Source organism: Methylophaga sp. SB9B, from assembly GCF_004832235.1.
Lineage (GTDB): Bacteria > Pseudomonadota > Gammaproteobacteria > Nitrosococcales > Methylophagaceae > Methylophaga > Methylophaga muralis.
On the sequence record NZ_SSXS01000004.1, the window covers coordinates 63,270 to 76,695 of the forward strand.

12 protein-coding genes and 1 pseudogene are annotated in these 13,426 nt (G+C 44.6%); 1 reads left to right on the forward strand and 12 read right to left on the reverse strand.

Features of this window, described 5'->3' with window-relative positions; all coding sequences use genetic code 11:
- Positions 1-21 precede the first annotated feature (21 nt).
- From speB to dapA, 12 genes and pseudogenes are all read right to left on the reverse strand, one after another.
- The gene (speB, locus tag E8Q33_RS05685; protein WP_136553464.1) at positions 22-906 is read right to left on the reverse strand and encodes an agmatinase; all 885 of its coding nucleotides are present in this window, start codon (positions 904-906) and stop codon (positions 22-24) included.
- On the reverse strand, positions 903-2,069 hold the full coding sequence (gene nspC, locus E8Q33_RS05690) for a carboxynorspermidine decarboxylase (protein ID WP_136553466.1): 1,167 nt from the start codon (positions 2,067-2,069) through the stop codon (positions 903-905). Before nspC ends, speB begins: the two co-directional genes overlap by 4 nt.
- A gap of 356 nt (positions 2,070-2,425) precedes the next feature.
- Entirely contained in the window at positions 2,426-3,625 is a 1,200-nt protein-coding gene (locus tag E8Q33_RS05695) for a saccharopine dehydrogenase family protein (protein ID WP_136553468.1), read from the reverse strand.
- Positions 3,626-3,649: 24 nt separating this feature from the next.
- Positions 3,650-5,599: a biosynthetic arginine decarboxylase gene (speA, locus tag E8Q33_RS05700; RefSeq protein ID WP_136553470.1), complete on the reverse strand. Its 1,950-nt coding sequence runs from the start codon at positions 5,597-5,599 to the stop codon at positions 3,650-3,652.
- Between the two features lie 109 nt (positions 5,600-5,708).
- Positions 5,709-6,764, reverse strand: coding sequence for a succinylglutamate desuccinylase/aspartoacylase family protein (locus E8Q33_RS05705; protein ID WP_136553472.1), 1,056 nt, complete (start codon positions 6,762-6,764; stop codon positions 5,709-5,711).
- Positions 6,764-7,669: a 30S ribosomal protein S6--L-glutamate ligase gene (gene rimK / locus E8Q33_RS05710; protein ID WP_136553473.1), complete on the reverse strand. Its 906-nt coding sequence runs from the start codon at positions 7,667-7,669 to the stop codon at positions 6,764-6,766. Before rimK ends, E8Q33_RS05705 begins: the two co-directional genes overlap by 1 nt.
- Complete coding sequence (locus E8Q33_RS05715; protein WP_136553475.1) at positions 7,666-8,163, reverse strand: ATP-dependent zinc protease; 498 nt, start codon at positions 8,161-8,163, stop codon at positions 7,666-7,668. Before E8Q33_RS05715 ends, rimK begins: the two co-directional genes overlap by 4 nt.
- Before the next feature lie 198 nt (positions 8,164-8,361).
- A complete protein-coding gene (locus E8Q33_RS05720) occupies positions 8,362-8,799 on the reverse strand; it encodes a prepilin-type N-terminal cleavage/methylation domain-containing protein (RefSeq protein ID WP_136553477.1) in 438 nt (145 codons plus the stop codon).
- 557 nt (positions 8,800-9,356) lie between these two features.
- A pseudogene (gene purC / locus E8Q33_RS05725) lies at positions 9,357-10,066 on the reverse strand (phosphoribosylaminoimidazolesuccinocarboxamide synthase).
- 11 nt (positions 10,067-10,077) lie between these two features.
- The gene (locus E8Q33_RS05730; protein ID WP_136553478.1) at positions 10,078-10,845 is read right to left on the reverse strand and encodes an MBL fold metallo-hydrolase; all 768 of its coding nucleotides are present in this window, start codon (positions 10,843-10,845) and stop codon (positions 10,078-10,080) included.
- On the reverse strand, positions 10,845-11,879 hold the full coding sequence (gene bamC, locus E8Q33_RS05735; RefSeq protein WP_168800164.1) for an outer membrane protein assembly factor BamC: 1,035 nt from the start codon (positions 11,877-11,879) through the stop codon (positions 10,845-10,847). Before bamC ends, E8Q33_RS05730 begins: the two co-directional genes overlap by 1 nt.
- Before the next feature lie 18 nt (positions 11,880-11,897).
- Complete coding sequence (dapA, locus tag E8Q33_RS05740; protein ID WP_136553706.1) at positions 11,898-12,779, reverse strand: 4-hydroxy-tetrahydrodipicolinate synthase; 882 nt, start codon at positions 12,777-12,779, stop codon at positions 11,898-11,900.
- A 118-nt stretch (positions 12,780-12,897) separates the two neighbouring features.
- Here dapA and bcp point away from each other — a divergent pair, with 118 nt between their 5' ends.
- Positions 12,898-13,365 carry a thioredoxin-dependent thiol peroxidase gene (gene bcp / locus E8Q33_RS05745; protein ID WP_136553480.1) on the forward strand — a complete coding sequence of 156 codons (468 nt, stop codon included), beginning with the start codon at positions 12,898-12,900 and terminating at the stop codon, positions 13,363-13,365.
- Positions 13,366-13,426 lie beyond the last annotated feature (61 nt).

The following is a 13,426-nucleotide window of genomic DNA, read 5'->3' on the forward strand; positions in this document are numbered from 1 at the left end:
CTCTGCGGTTACTTTCAAAAATCAGCTTTGACGGCTACGAGCAGTGATCCCCATCAACTTATAGGTCAGCATTGATGCTGCGAAGTCATAGGCATGGAATCCTTCAATCGGCGCAAATTCCATAACATCAAAGCCGATAATTTCACGCTGTTTGGCGACCGATTCAAACAGATTCAATGTTTGATACCAGCTCAGGCCACCCGGTACGGGCGTACCTGTTGAGGGAAATACGCTGGGATCCATGCCATCAATATCGACTGTAAAAAACACTTTTTGCGGGAAGTCATCGGGCAAGGTAATGCTGTTGATATTATTGGGTACAAGTTCATCGGCATCCTGGTAATACACACCAAACTCTTCACGCACCTGCATTTCTTCTTCACAAAACGCACGAATCCCCAGTTGGTATAACGGAATACCCATATCCACTGCGCGTTTCATTACCGAGGCATGGCTCAAAATATCGCCTTCATAGGCATGACGCAGATCGGCGTGGGCATCGATTTGAACGATGCCGAAATCTTCAATTCCGGCATCCTTCAAGCCTTTGATGACGCCATAAGTTACGGTATGTTCACCGCCTAACACCACGGGAATGCCACCATTACGAATGATTTCGGCGGTAGCATTAGCAATATTATCAATAACCTGTTGTGAGCTAACGCTGCAATCAACTGGCGGGCAGGTATAGATGCCCAAATCACAGGGATTGCTTTTACCATCCCATTTTTCCAGTTGCCATGAGGCATTCAAGATGGTGGAAGGTCCGTTTGCTGTACCACCACCATAGGAAACTGATTTTTCATAGGGCACAGGTAATACATGAAACATCGCCTGCTTTGGATCAGCCTGGTCAATTTCGGATCCGAGGAAAATCGGAAATTCTTCGTTCAATTCAGCAGTCATGACAGTCGCTCTTTAAAATCGCTGTAGCCAAAACTTTTGACTACACGTAACTCATCGGTTTCGGAATTCCAGATAGCCAGTGACGGTAATTTGGTGCCATTAAACGTCGTGGTTTTGACCATGGTGTAATGGCTCATATCTTCAAATACCAGCCGTTGACCAATTTCCAGTGGTTTATCAAAGCTGTAATCGCCAATCACATCGCCGGCCAGACAAGTTAAACCACCCAACCTGTAGGTATGTGTTTTTTCATCAGCTAAACCTGAACCGGTAATATCTGGACGATAAGGCATTTCCAGGGTATCAGGCATATGACAGGTGGCTGAGGTATCAAGAATCGCCTGTTCCAGATGATTCCAAGTGATATCCAGAACTTCACAGCTTAAAATACCGGTACCGATTGCTACTGCCTCGCCTGGTTCCAGATAAACTTCGACCTGATGCCGTTGTTTAAAGTCCCGAATCATTTCAATAAGACCGTCGATGTTATAACCATCAACTGTAATATGATGCCCACCGCCAAAATTTACCCACTGCATCTGTGGCAACAAATGCCCGAATTTGGCTTCCATGGCTGCAACAGTGCGTTGCAATGGTTCAAAACCTTGCTCACATAGAGTATGAAAATGCAGTCCGGAAATACCATCCAAAGCAGCTTCATCTAATTGCGATAACGGAATGCCTAAACGCGAACCGGGCGCACACGGATCGTAAATCGGCACTGCACCTTCTGAATGCTCCGGATTGATTCGTAAACCAAAATGTAGTTCCGGACGTTGCTGTTGAGCAGCTAGACATTGCTCACGAAACCGCAGCCATTGGCCGCAGGAGTTAAACACAATGTGATGGGCAAAAGTCAGCAATTCATCAATATCATGCTGATTGAAGGCTGCTGCAAATACATGCACTTCCCCACCGTATTCTTCAAAACCAAGCCTTGCTTCATGTAAACCACTGGCACAGGTGCCGCTCAGGTATTTGGCAGTCAACGGCGCTAAAGACCACATTGAAAATGCTTTAAGGGCGGCCAAAACTTTTGCACCACTGGCGGTTTGCACATGATTCAAAATGCGTAAATTACGCTCAACCGCAACCTCGTCGACCACAAAACACGGCGACGGCAATCGAGATAAATCCAGCTTGGTAAAATCAGTAAATTGCATTATTTTCAAATACCTGAAAATGATAGTTAATTTATATTGTTAGCACTTATTAACCACAAAGACACGGAGAGCACAGAGGTAAAAATAAATCATCCGCAGATTACGCAGATTCCCGCAGATTATTTTTGGCGGGTTACGCTACGCTCACCCGAACTACGTTTTTTAAACAATGTAGGTTGAGTTGAATTTATGAAACCCAACAAGACCCAGAAGAATAGATGATGTTGGGTTTCGCAAGCTCAACCCAACCTACATTCATATTAAAATTAAAAATCTGCGTCCATCTGCGTAATCTGCGGATAAAAAAATCTGTGCCCTCGGTGTCTTGTGGTTAGCTTTTTCTTACTTTATAAAGGTCAACCGTCGAGATTGAAATCATCCAGTTCAATTACTTCCCAAGGCAGTCCGTATTTGTTCATATCTTCCATAAACGGATCTGGATCAAACTGCTCAATGTTCCAGACGCCCGGTTTCTTCCACTTGCCTTCCAGCATCATTTTGGCGCCAATCATGGCTGGCACACCGGTGGTGTAGGAAATCGCCTGAGATTGAACTTCAGCGTAGCAATCCTGATGGTCTTTGATTTGGTAGAGATAAACAATTTTCTGTTTACCATCTTTAACGCCTTTCACTACACAACCGATACAGGTTTTACCTTTAGTGCGTGGTCCAAGGGTTGAAGGATCAGGTAATAAAGCCTTCAGGAACTGAATAGGCACAATCTGCTGGCCGTTATAGTCAATCGGCTCGATACCGGTCATGCCAACATTACCCAGCACTTCCAGATGTTTCAGATAGCTTTCACCAAAACTCATCCAGAACTGGGCACGCTTCAAAGTAGGGAAATTTACTACCAATGATTCCAGCTCTTCGTGGTACATACGGTAAATATTGTAGTTACCGACTTCTTCTGGGCAGGTAAAGCTGGCTTTTTTCGACATGGCTGGCGTGGTAACAAACTCACCATTTTCCCAATGACGGCACTCTGCAGTGACTTCACGAATGTTGATTTCTGGATTGAAGTTGGTAGCAAACGGATAACCGTGATCGCCACCATTGACGTCAATAATATCCAGCTCATGGATTTCATCGAAGTAATGTTTGGCAAGATAGGCGGTAAATACGTTGGTGGCACCAGGATCAAAACCGCTACCAAGCAAAGCCATCAAACCGGCATTTTCGAATTTTTCACGATAAGCCCATTGCCAGCTGTATTCAAACTTGGCGGTATCTAAAGGTTCGTAATTTGCTGTATCCAGATAATCCACACCAGCGGCCAGACAGGCATCCATGATGTGCAAATCTTGATATGGCAATGCCACGTTGATAACCAAATCCGGTTTTTCTTTTTCCAGTAATGCAGTCAGCTCTGGCACATTATCCGCATCAACCTGGGCAGTGCGAATTGGTCGATCCAGCTGGGCAGCAATCGCCTTACATTTATCTTCATTTCGGCTGGCCAGAATAATTTCTGAAAACACTTCCGGTAACTGTGCACATTTATGGGTAACGACGCCGCCAACACCACCGGCGCCAATAATGATCACTTTTGACATAGAGCTGAGTCCTTAAACCTGAGATTATCTTTCAAAGAAGGTATAGCCATTCATGCTGTCGCTGAAGGCACGTAACATTTGTTGTCGCATGGGTACGGAAATTTTGCCATCCCGAACGGCTTGCTCAGCCAGTTTGCGGAATTGTTCCTGCATCACTTTCGGGTCGTATTCCACATAGCTGAGTACGTCAGCAATGCTGTCGCCATGAAACTCGCGAACAAAATTAAATTTGCCATCTTCGCTGATATGCACACTGACCACGTTGGTATCACCAAACAAATTATGCAAATCGCCTAATGTTTCCTGATAAGCACCGACCAGAAATACACTTAAATAATATTCTTCACCCTCTTTAAGCGGATGCAGCGGCAAGGTTTTACAGATGCCATCTTCATAAGAAAACGAATCAATTTTGCCGTCACAATCACAGGTCATATCAGCGATTACGGCGGAGCGAGTCGGTTTTTCATTTAAACGGTGGATTGGCATGATCGGGAAGATCTGATCAATCGCCCAGATATCTGGTAACGATTGAAACAAACTGAAATTGCCGTAATAAATATCTGATAGTAATTCTGGCAGACTTTCTAATTCAGCCGAGACCCGGCGAGCCTGAGGCAATAATTCGGAGATTTTTTCCAGAATAGCGAGTGATACGTTTTCAGCTAAAGCACGTTCACGTAATGTCGCCTGACCATGGTGGAATAACTCGCGTAATTCATCCCGGTAATAAATGGCGTCGTTGTAACATTCTTGCAGATTCTGCACCGTAACATTGCCCAGCACTGCATAAAGATTGAACAACATATCGTGGCTGTCTTCCGGTGCTTGATCAGGTATCGCACCGGGTTTATGGTCACGCACTTCAAGCACATTGAAAAGCAGCATCGAAGAATAAGCAATTAATGCACGACCAGATTCAGTAATAAGTACTGGATGGGCAATATCTAGAGGATCCAGACATTCTTGCAAAGCTTCAATAATGTTGTAGCAATACTCATCCAGCCCATAGTTCATACTGTGCGTGCTATTTGAGTGGGCGCCCTCGTAGTCAACTGCCAAACCACCACCGAGGTCCATGTACCCCATTGGTGCGCCTTCTTCGATAAGGCCAGTATAGAAACGGCACGCTTCCATTACACCACTACGAATATTACGGATATTGGGGATTTGCGAACCTAAATGGCTGTGTAATAGCTGTAAACAATGCAACATATCGGCTTTTTTGAGCTGTTCAACCACTTCCAGCAACGCATTAGTCGACAAACCAAAGATGGAACGGTCACCGCTGTCACCATTCCAGTGACCTTCAACCGTAGAAGCCAGACGAATACGTACACCAATTAATGGATCAATTCCTAAGGCCTTGCTGCGTTCTAAAATAGTGAATAACTCAGTGGCAGTTTCCAATACAAAAAAGCATGGAATTCCCATTTGACGGGCATACAGACCTAAATCTATAAATTCTTCGTCTTTGTAGCCATTACAGATAATTAGGCTGTCATGATCACGCAGTTGAGATATCGCAATAATCAGTTCAGCTTTACTGCCTGCTTCCAGACCGTGATGATAACGACGCCCGTAATCGGCAATTTCTTCAATAACATGACATTGCTGATTTACTTTGATCGGGAACACGCCGCGATAATGATTTTTGTAACCAGCGGTTTCGATAGCCCGGGCAAATGCCTCGTTTAACTGTGTTATACGCAGATCCAAAAGGTTTTCGATGCGTAATACTGCGGGCATATCAAGGCCACGTTCTTTCATGCCATTAACAATATCGATTAACGGTACATGAACGGTCTTTTCACCAAATTGCAAACTGACAACCGCATTGCCCTCGGCGGAAATATCAAAATAATCCGCACCCCAATCACGCACACCATAGAGCTTACTGCTCTGTTGCGCACTCCATTCTTCTGGCGCATTTTCAGGTGTGTTGATATCAAGGTTGGCTTGGGCTTGTGTCATCAGTATGACCCCCTTTGGCTTCAGTTAAATCGCGGGATTGTCACTATTTTAAGGATAAATTGCAAAAATATTATGACAGTATCAAGTCTATCTGACCGGAAAGATCTAATTAGATAATCGGTCGTTCTTCTGGTGCGCTGGTATCGGTTGATGGATCCAGATTGGTATTGAAGGCTTCAACACTATCGGCGACTTCATCGGGACGGTTGAAACGCGCAATGTGGAACAAGGCTTCACCTTCATTTACTAGTGGAATATTGGTTCTGCCGATGATGACACCGCTGCAGATTGCGACAACTTTGGTTTCAGATTTCTCATCGCCATAAGGCGCCGCCACAATACCCAGGATGTCGCCTTTTGTTACCTGCGCCCCCATGGGTACCAACATTCTAAAAATACCGCTTTGCGGCGCTCTCACCCAACTGCTGGAACGTGCAACAAAGGGATCGACAGGTTTTACATGTTTGGTACGTGACTCTGCCAACATGCCTAACTTACGCATTACTGCCAACACACCTCTGACACCTGCACGAATCGCCAGTTCATTAAAGCGTAAAGCTTCACCTGCCTCGTAAACAATGACTGGTACGTTAACCTGCTGGCAGGCATGACGCAACGAACCCTCAATTAACCCTGAATTCAAAATAACCGGAGCATTAAATGACCTTGCCATCTCCTCAACAACCGGGTTATCCAATGCTGCACGAATTTGTGGGAGATTGTCGCGATGAATAGCCGCAGTATGTAAATCCACCCCATGGGTGCATTTATGCACTACTTCGCTCATAAATAAATTCGCTAAACGCGCGGCAAGAGAGCCTTCTTCAGAGCCCGGAAAACAACGATTTAAATCACGGCGATCCGGTAAATAACGTGTTTGATTAATAAATCCATATACATTTACTACTGGAATGGTGATTAATGTGCCTTTAAGACCTTTAAGCCGTTTACTTCGAACTAAACGCCGAATAATTTCAACACCGACGATTTCATCGCCATGTACCGCACCAGACACAAATAAAACCGGTCCTTCGCGTCTACCACGCATCACCTGTACCGGCATACTTAACGAGGTGTGCATATACAAATCAGGCAGTGGTACATCGACCACTTTGTTCTGTCCTGGTGCTATAGTTTGTCCGGCAATAATAAGTTCTTCTGCCATCAACCTCGGCCTTTGGTTTTAGTGGTTCCAGAAACAGAATTTTTTTCAATAAAATCGATAATCAAACTGGCGATATCTTTACCGGTGGCCGCTTCAATGCCTTCAAGGCCAGGTGATGAATTAACTTCCATCACCACTGGTCCATGATTAGAACGCAATAAATCCACACCACATACATTCAAGCCCATCGTCTTTGCAGCACGGACGGCTGTGGCACGTTCAGCCGGTGTAATACGAATCAGGTTAGCGGTACCGCCACGATGCAGATTGGAACGGAACTCACCTTCTTTACCTTGTCGTTTCATTGCAGCCACGACTTTCTCACCAACTACAAAACAGCGAATATCAGCACCACCGGCTTCTTTGATAAATTCTTGGACCAGAATATTGGCTTTCATGCCCATAAAGGCTTCAATTACGCTTTCTGCCGCGCCCGCTGTTTCGGCAAGCACCACACCGATCCCCTGCGTTCCTTCTAATAACTTGATGACCAACGGTGCACCACCCACCATCTTGATTAAATCATCAACATCATCCGGACGATGCGCAAAACCAGTAACCGGCAGACCAATGCCGCGGCGGGATAATAATTGCAAAGCCCGAAGCTTGTCGCGCGAACGACTGATAGCTACTGACTCATTTAATGGATAAACATTCATCATCTCAAATTGGCGAAGGACAGCAGTTCCGTAAAAAGTCACCGAAGCACCGATCCGTGGGATAACCGCATCATAACCAGTTACATTTTCACCTTTGTAATGTACTTCCGGTTTCATCGAAGTGATATTCATATAACAACGTAAAACATCCAACACATCAACCTCATGCCCTCGCGCTTGCGCAGCCTCGACCAATCGGCGAGTCGAATACAGCTTCGCATTACGGGACAAAATGGCTATTTTCATGCAGATTCTCCATCAAGCGCTTCATCTTTGGGCGCTTGGATCGTGTTGTTTGAGGGGGGGCTTGCCTGATACGACAATGCCGGATTCACCAATATATTACCAGTCGTCATGGCAGTGCGTCCTAGTAACATTCGAAACAGCATGGTGTCTCGGTTTGTAAGGGTAATTTCGATTGGCCAGGTAAGACCGCCAACGCTTAAGGGAGTCTGAATAACATAACGTTTTTCGGTATGCCCACCTGAGTCCGTTACGTTACGTTCATCCTTAACCGGCGCCTCACACCAGATTTCCGTCTCGGTATCGTTTTGATTGGGATGCACACCAAATCTTACCCAGAGTTCACCGTTTCTCTCAATCGGTTCAACCGAAAACGCATGAATCGCCGACGTTCTGGCACCGGTATCGACCTTAGCTTTAATTCGATCAATACCCAGCTCCGGCAAGCATAACCACTCACGCCAACCAACGGTAATTTTTTGCGGATGATTTTCCATGGGATTCCCCAACTATGAATTTATGGGGCAATTGAATGCAATTTAGGGAGCGCTGTCAAAAGGGATTTTGGATATTACATCTTGAAGAAGATATTAAAAATGCCTTGAAGCTGAGGTTAATGAATTTCGTTAGGGAAAAATACTTACGTCAGAAACAAAAAAGCCGACGAATCGGGGCTTTTTTGATTTAGAAGAGACTTAACACAAGGCCGCATTGTTAGCACATGTGCCAACCCAAGTAACTGTCCCGTTAGCTGCTGAATATGTACCAGCTAGACTATAGACATCAGCTGCTACAACACCACCTACTGCATTTGGAGTAACAGCTATTGTTCCATTTGTATTGTCCGTTACAGTCCAAGTTACATTATCGACCATAACTGTAGGATCATCTCCAGCAGCCATATTAGCCGGAACGCCATTTGTACCCGCGACGCAATTTGTAAAGCCACCTTGAACTTGAGCACAAACCTCTACAGCCGTCTTAACTGCAGTAGAAGCCATAACTACTTCGGTATAACGTGCTTTATCTGTGTACTGTTGATAAGCAGGCAAAGCGATTGCCGCCAAAATACCGATGATTGCGATAACAATCATTAATTCGATTAATGTAAAACCTTGTTGTGTTTTTTTCATTTTTAAATCTCCGTAATTTAGACGACAAGCTTTGTGCTCACGTTTACTAGAGCATTGACCGTGCCACATTTATTTATAATTATTTATCAATAGGTTACAAGGCCATGAGTGCTTTGAGCAATCAGTTAGCACCTCTATTTTTGGTCAGATAGTGACAAATATTGTCACTATATTTTGATTATTCTTGGATGATTGTCGTAACTTACGATATTTTTGGGCGAATAACTCGGAAAAATTACTGATAGTTAATCCGCAGATGGACGCAGATTAAAAGAAACTAACCTCAGAGACACAGAGAGCACAGAGATTAAAATAATGTAGGTCTGGTTAGCGCAGCGTAACACAACATAATTCAGTGTTGGGCTTCGCAAGCTCAGCGCCAACCTACGCAAAATAACTGCTTAATCCGAGGCTTGGTATTTTGTTAAAAACCTTTGCTTAAAAATGTTTCTCTAAAAATGTGCGAAGATCTGCGTAACCTGCGGATAGATTCTTTTTAAACCTCTACACTCTCTGTCTCTGTGAGGGTAATTATTTATACCAAACCGCAGAAATGACTAGAGAGGCACACCAATCCGCTGAGCAACTTCTTCGTAGGCTTCGATAACACCGCCCAGCCCCTGACGGAAGCGATCTTTATCGAGTTTCTTACGGGTTTCGGCATCCCATAAACGGCAGCCATCCGGGCTGAACTCATCACCGAGATAAATTTCACCTTTAAACACACCAAATTCCAGTTTGTAATCGACCAGAATCATTCCTGCATCAGCGAACAGTTTTTTCAGCACCTGATTCACTTCAAAAGTCAGCGCTTTCATCCGTTGCACTTGTTCATCAGTGGCCCAGCCAAAGGTGGCGATATGGAATTCATTGACCATCGGATCATGCAATGCATCGTTTTTCAGGAAAACTCAAATACCGGCGGATTGAGTTCCATGCCATCTTCTACTCCAAGACGACGTACCAGACTGCCGGAAGCGACATTACGCACCACACATTCCACCGGAATCATTTTCATGTTTTTGACTAACGCTTCATTGGCATTGAGTAGTTTTTCAAAATGCGTTGGAATGCCCGCCTTACCCAGCTGCTCCATGATAAAGGCATTGAACTTATTATTAACCTCACCCTTACGGCTCAACTGTTCGATTCGCTCACCATCAAACGCAGATGTGTCATCACGAAAACTGAGTACAACATAATCCTGATCGTCAGTTGCAAAGACGCTTTTGGCTTTACCGGCATAAAGTTGCTGTAATTTTTGCATGGTGTTTTCTCTTAGGCTTTTTTAAGTTCACGCCAGTCAAATCCGGCATCTTGTTCAGCAATGCCAATCCAGTCTGGTGTGCAATTCAGGGCATCAGCAAACAAAGGCTTCACTAATGCCGGGGAGTTATTCTTTTCGCTGATATGCATGGCAACAATGTGCTGCAAACGCGAGGTGTCAATTTTCGCAAGTAATTCGGCAGATTGCACGTTATTTAAATGGCCGAAACGACCACCGACCCGCTGTTTCAAATATTCGGGGTATTCGCCCTGATCGAGCATCGCCATATCATGATTAGCTTCCAGCATTAGACCATCACACAGTGTTAATGCTGACTCTATTAGCGGCGTAATAAAGCCGACATCAGTGAGTAAGCCTAAGCGAAAATCGCCGTTATGAAACACAAACTGGCTGGGCTCCCGCGCATCGTGCGGTACTGGAAATGGTGACACTTCAATATCATTAACCACAAAGGTTTCATGACAACTGAATTCATGGATATGCGGCATAACCTCAGTGGGTAAACAGGCTGCTGTGCCAGGAGTGGCATAGACAGGAATATTGAATTTTTGTGAAAGTACTCGAACCCCACCGATATGATCGGCATGTTCATGTGTCACCAGGATGGCAGAGAGATCCGAACTGGTCAGCCCGAAACGTCGTAAACGTTTTTCAGTTTCACGAGCAGAAAAACCACAATCCACCAGGATTGTGGTTTTTCCCTGCGAAATCAATGTTGCATTGCCCCGGCTACCGCTGCCAAGTGATGCAAAGCGCATTATTGAGTCAATTGTTCCTGAATCAAGCCAAGTAAACGTTTGGCAGTATCTGAACCGGTACGAACCTGTTCAGCGTCTAATACGGTAATACGGGTATTTGATGCATCTGAAACCAGTTTAATGTAGTAATACTCTTCCGGAGCAACCTCATCATCACCTTTCCAGAAAGCCATCCGACCAAAGAAACCGCGTTCTTCTCTTTGAGCTTCATTGAATGGATCCAGATAGCGTACATAGTAGGTACCACGTGAACGATCACGATCTTCTACGGCAAAACCACGGCTATCCAATACCCGTCCGACACGGTCCCACACAGTGGTAAATTCTTGTTCAACAACCAGAGCTTGTTGGCCTTCTGCTTCATCAATCAGAATTACACGCGCATCAATTTGTTGAGCGGCTGACGTTGGCATGGCTGCAACTGCACGAGCTTTATCTTGTTGATATAAACCACCAAGGTATTCTGCCAACTGACGCAGCATGGCTTCGTCTTTTTGGTTGCTGCGATTAGTTTCATCTATGCCGGTGATAAATACACGGGCAGAACGATTTACATCACCACGTTCCATACGAATACGATAAGCATAACCATCAACATCAGGCCGTGTATCCATTAAACCGATACGCTGATCTTTACGGTGAATGTCCATGTTGATATCAGCCCAGAACGCTTCAATACGCTGCCAAGTTTCATCACGGTCACCCGGAACCACTAAATGACGATTTACGCCTTCACCGGATAAAGCGGGTTTAGATTCTGGGGTTACGTTATAGCGAGCAGCTAGAGGATTGGTTCCGGCTTCTTCATATTCGGAATAGGTTGCGGTGCTTTGAACATTACCAACAATTTGGTCGTTTATGCGTGAAGTACTCAGATCAGGTGGTATATCCAGTGGAGGCATAGTCTCTGCTTTACGGTATTTCTGAGTATTATCTGGAGCAACCTCATCCAGTGATGGCAACAGTCCACAACCTGTAACGCTGACTGCTACCAGTACACCACAGGCTTTCAACTTAAAACGATTAGTGTTCATTTAATTACATTCACTCACTTATGGATTCAAAACACCGGCGGTGACCAGCGCCTCACGAACCGGTTGATGAAATTGTTCTGACAAAACTGTCATTGGTAAACGTATCCCACCCGGTATCAAGCCCATTTCATGGAGTGCCCATTTAACGGGAATCGGGTTGGATTCAGAAAATAACCGCTGATGTAACAAAGATAACTTATCGTTGATTTCACGAGCGGTATCGGCATCACCATTTAACGCGGACTCACACATTTGACTCATTAATGCAGGTGCCACATTAGCTGTTACCGATATAACACCTCTGCCCCCCGCCAAAATAAAATCCACGGTATTGGCATCTTCGCCAGTATAAAGTTCAAAATTATCGTCGCACAGATCTTGAATTAACTTTACTCTTCTCACATCCCCTGTCGCTTCTTTAATACCGACAATATTGCCGATTTTAGCCAATCGAGCGACGGTTTCAGGTAATAAGTCACAAGCCGTGCGGCTGGGTACGTTATACAGGATTTGCGGAATATCCACAGCTTCGGCGATCGCTTTGAAATGCAGATACAAACCTTCTTGAGTCGGTCTATTGTAATAAGGAGTCACCAGCAGAACGGCATCAACGCCTAATTGTTTGGCATAAAGCGATAGTTCAATCGCTTCTTCGGTGGAGTTTGCACCGGTACCAGCTATGACTGGAATGCGACCAGCAGCTTGTTCCACGACCTGACGAATTACATCAGTGTGTTCATCAATACTCAATGTAGCGGATTCGCCGGTGGTACCCACAGCGACAATGGCACTGGTACCATTATGAATATGAAAATCAACGAGCTTGCGCAGGCTTTCACCGTCTAACGAGCCATCCGCCCGCATGGGTGTTACCAGAGCTACCATACTGCCGCTGAACATATTCATCAGACTCCGCGAAAATAAACTGGCATGGTACTTTGCCAGCCAGTAGATGACAAGACCGGACTACCTTCGGTAAGGTACTGGCAACATAACAATCACTAATGGAGAACGTTTAATGAGCACAGTTGAGTTACAACAAACCGTACCTGATTTTGAATTGCCCGCCACTGGCGACAAAACCATCAAACTATCCGAGCTACGTGGTAAAAACGTGCTTATCTATTTTTACCCGAAAGATAATACCCCTGGTTGTACTTTGGAAGGCCAGAATTTTCGCGATCATATTGAAACATTTAATCAACACAACACGGTCATTTTTGGTGTTTCAAAAGACAGTCTGCGTGCCCATGAAAACTTCAAAGAGAAACAGCAGTTTCCATTTGATTTGCTTTCTGATGTCGATGAGACCGTCTGCCAGTTATTTGGTGTAATGCAAATGAAGAAAAATTATGGTCGGGAATATATGGGCATCGTACGCAGCACATTTTTAATTGATAGCGAAGGCAAACTGATTAATGAATGGCGAAATGTCAAAGTAAAACAACATATTGATGAAGTTTTAGCAGCCATTAAAAGCTTGTAATTCAGTATCAATTAGCACATATAAATTTCAAATAAAACAGGTATTTACAATACCTTATTAA

Excerpts from the sequence above, each read along its gene's own strand:
- speB (WP_136553464.1), bottom strand. The coding sequence starts at position 906 with ATGACTGCTGAATTGAACGAAGAATTTCCGATTTTCCTCGGATCCGAA.
- nspC (WP_136553466.1), bottom strand. The coding sequence starts at position 2,069 with ATGCAATTTACTGATTTTACCAAGCTGGATTTATCTCGATTGCCGTCG.
- E8Q33_RS05695 (WP_136553468.1), bottom strand. The coding sequence starts at position 3,625 with ATGTCAAAAGTGATCATTATTGGCGCCGGTGGTGTTGGCGGCGTCGTT.
- speA (WP_136553470.1), bottom strand. The coding sequence starts at position 5,599 with ATGACACAAGCCCAAGCCAACCTTGATATCAACACACCTGAAAATGCG.
- E8Q33_RS05705 (WP_136553472.1), bottom strand. The coding sequence starts at position 6,764 with ATGGCAGAAGAACTTATTATTGCCGGACAAACTATAGCACCAGGACAG.
- rimK (WP_136553473.1), bottom strand. The coding sequence starts at position 7,669 with ATGAAAATAGCCATTTTGTCCCGTAATGCGAAGCTGTATTCGACTCGC.
- E8Q33_RS05715 (WP_136553475.1), bottom strand. The coding sequence starts at position 8,163 with ATGGAAAATCATCCGCAAAAAATTACCGTTGGTTGGCGTGAGTGGTTA.
- E8Q33_RS05720 (WP_136553477.1), bottom strand. The coding sequence starts at position 8,799 with ATGAAAAAAACACAACAAGGTTTTACATTAATCGAATTAATGATTGTT.
- E8Q33_RS05730 (WP_136553478.1), bottom strand. The coding sequence starts at position 10,845 with ATGCGCTTTGCATCACTTGGCAGCGGTAGCCGGGGCAATGCAACATTG.
- bamC (WP_168800164.1), bottom strand. The coding sequence starts at position 11,879 with ATGAACACTAATCGTTTTAAGTTGAAAGCCTGTGGTGTACTGGTAGCA.
- dapA (WP_136553706.1), bottom strand. The coding sequence starts at position 12,779 with ATGTTCAGCGGCAGTATGGTAGCTCTGGTAACACCCATGCGGGCGGAT.
- bcp (WP_136553480.1), top strand. The coding sequence starts at position 12,898 with ATGAGCACAGTTGAGTTACAACAAACCGTACCTGATTTTGAATTGCCC.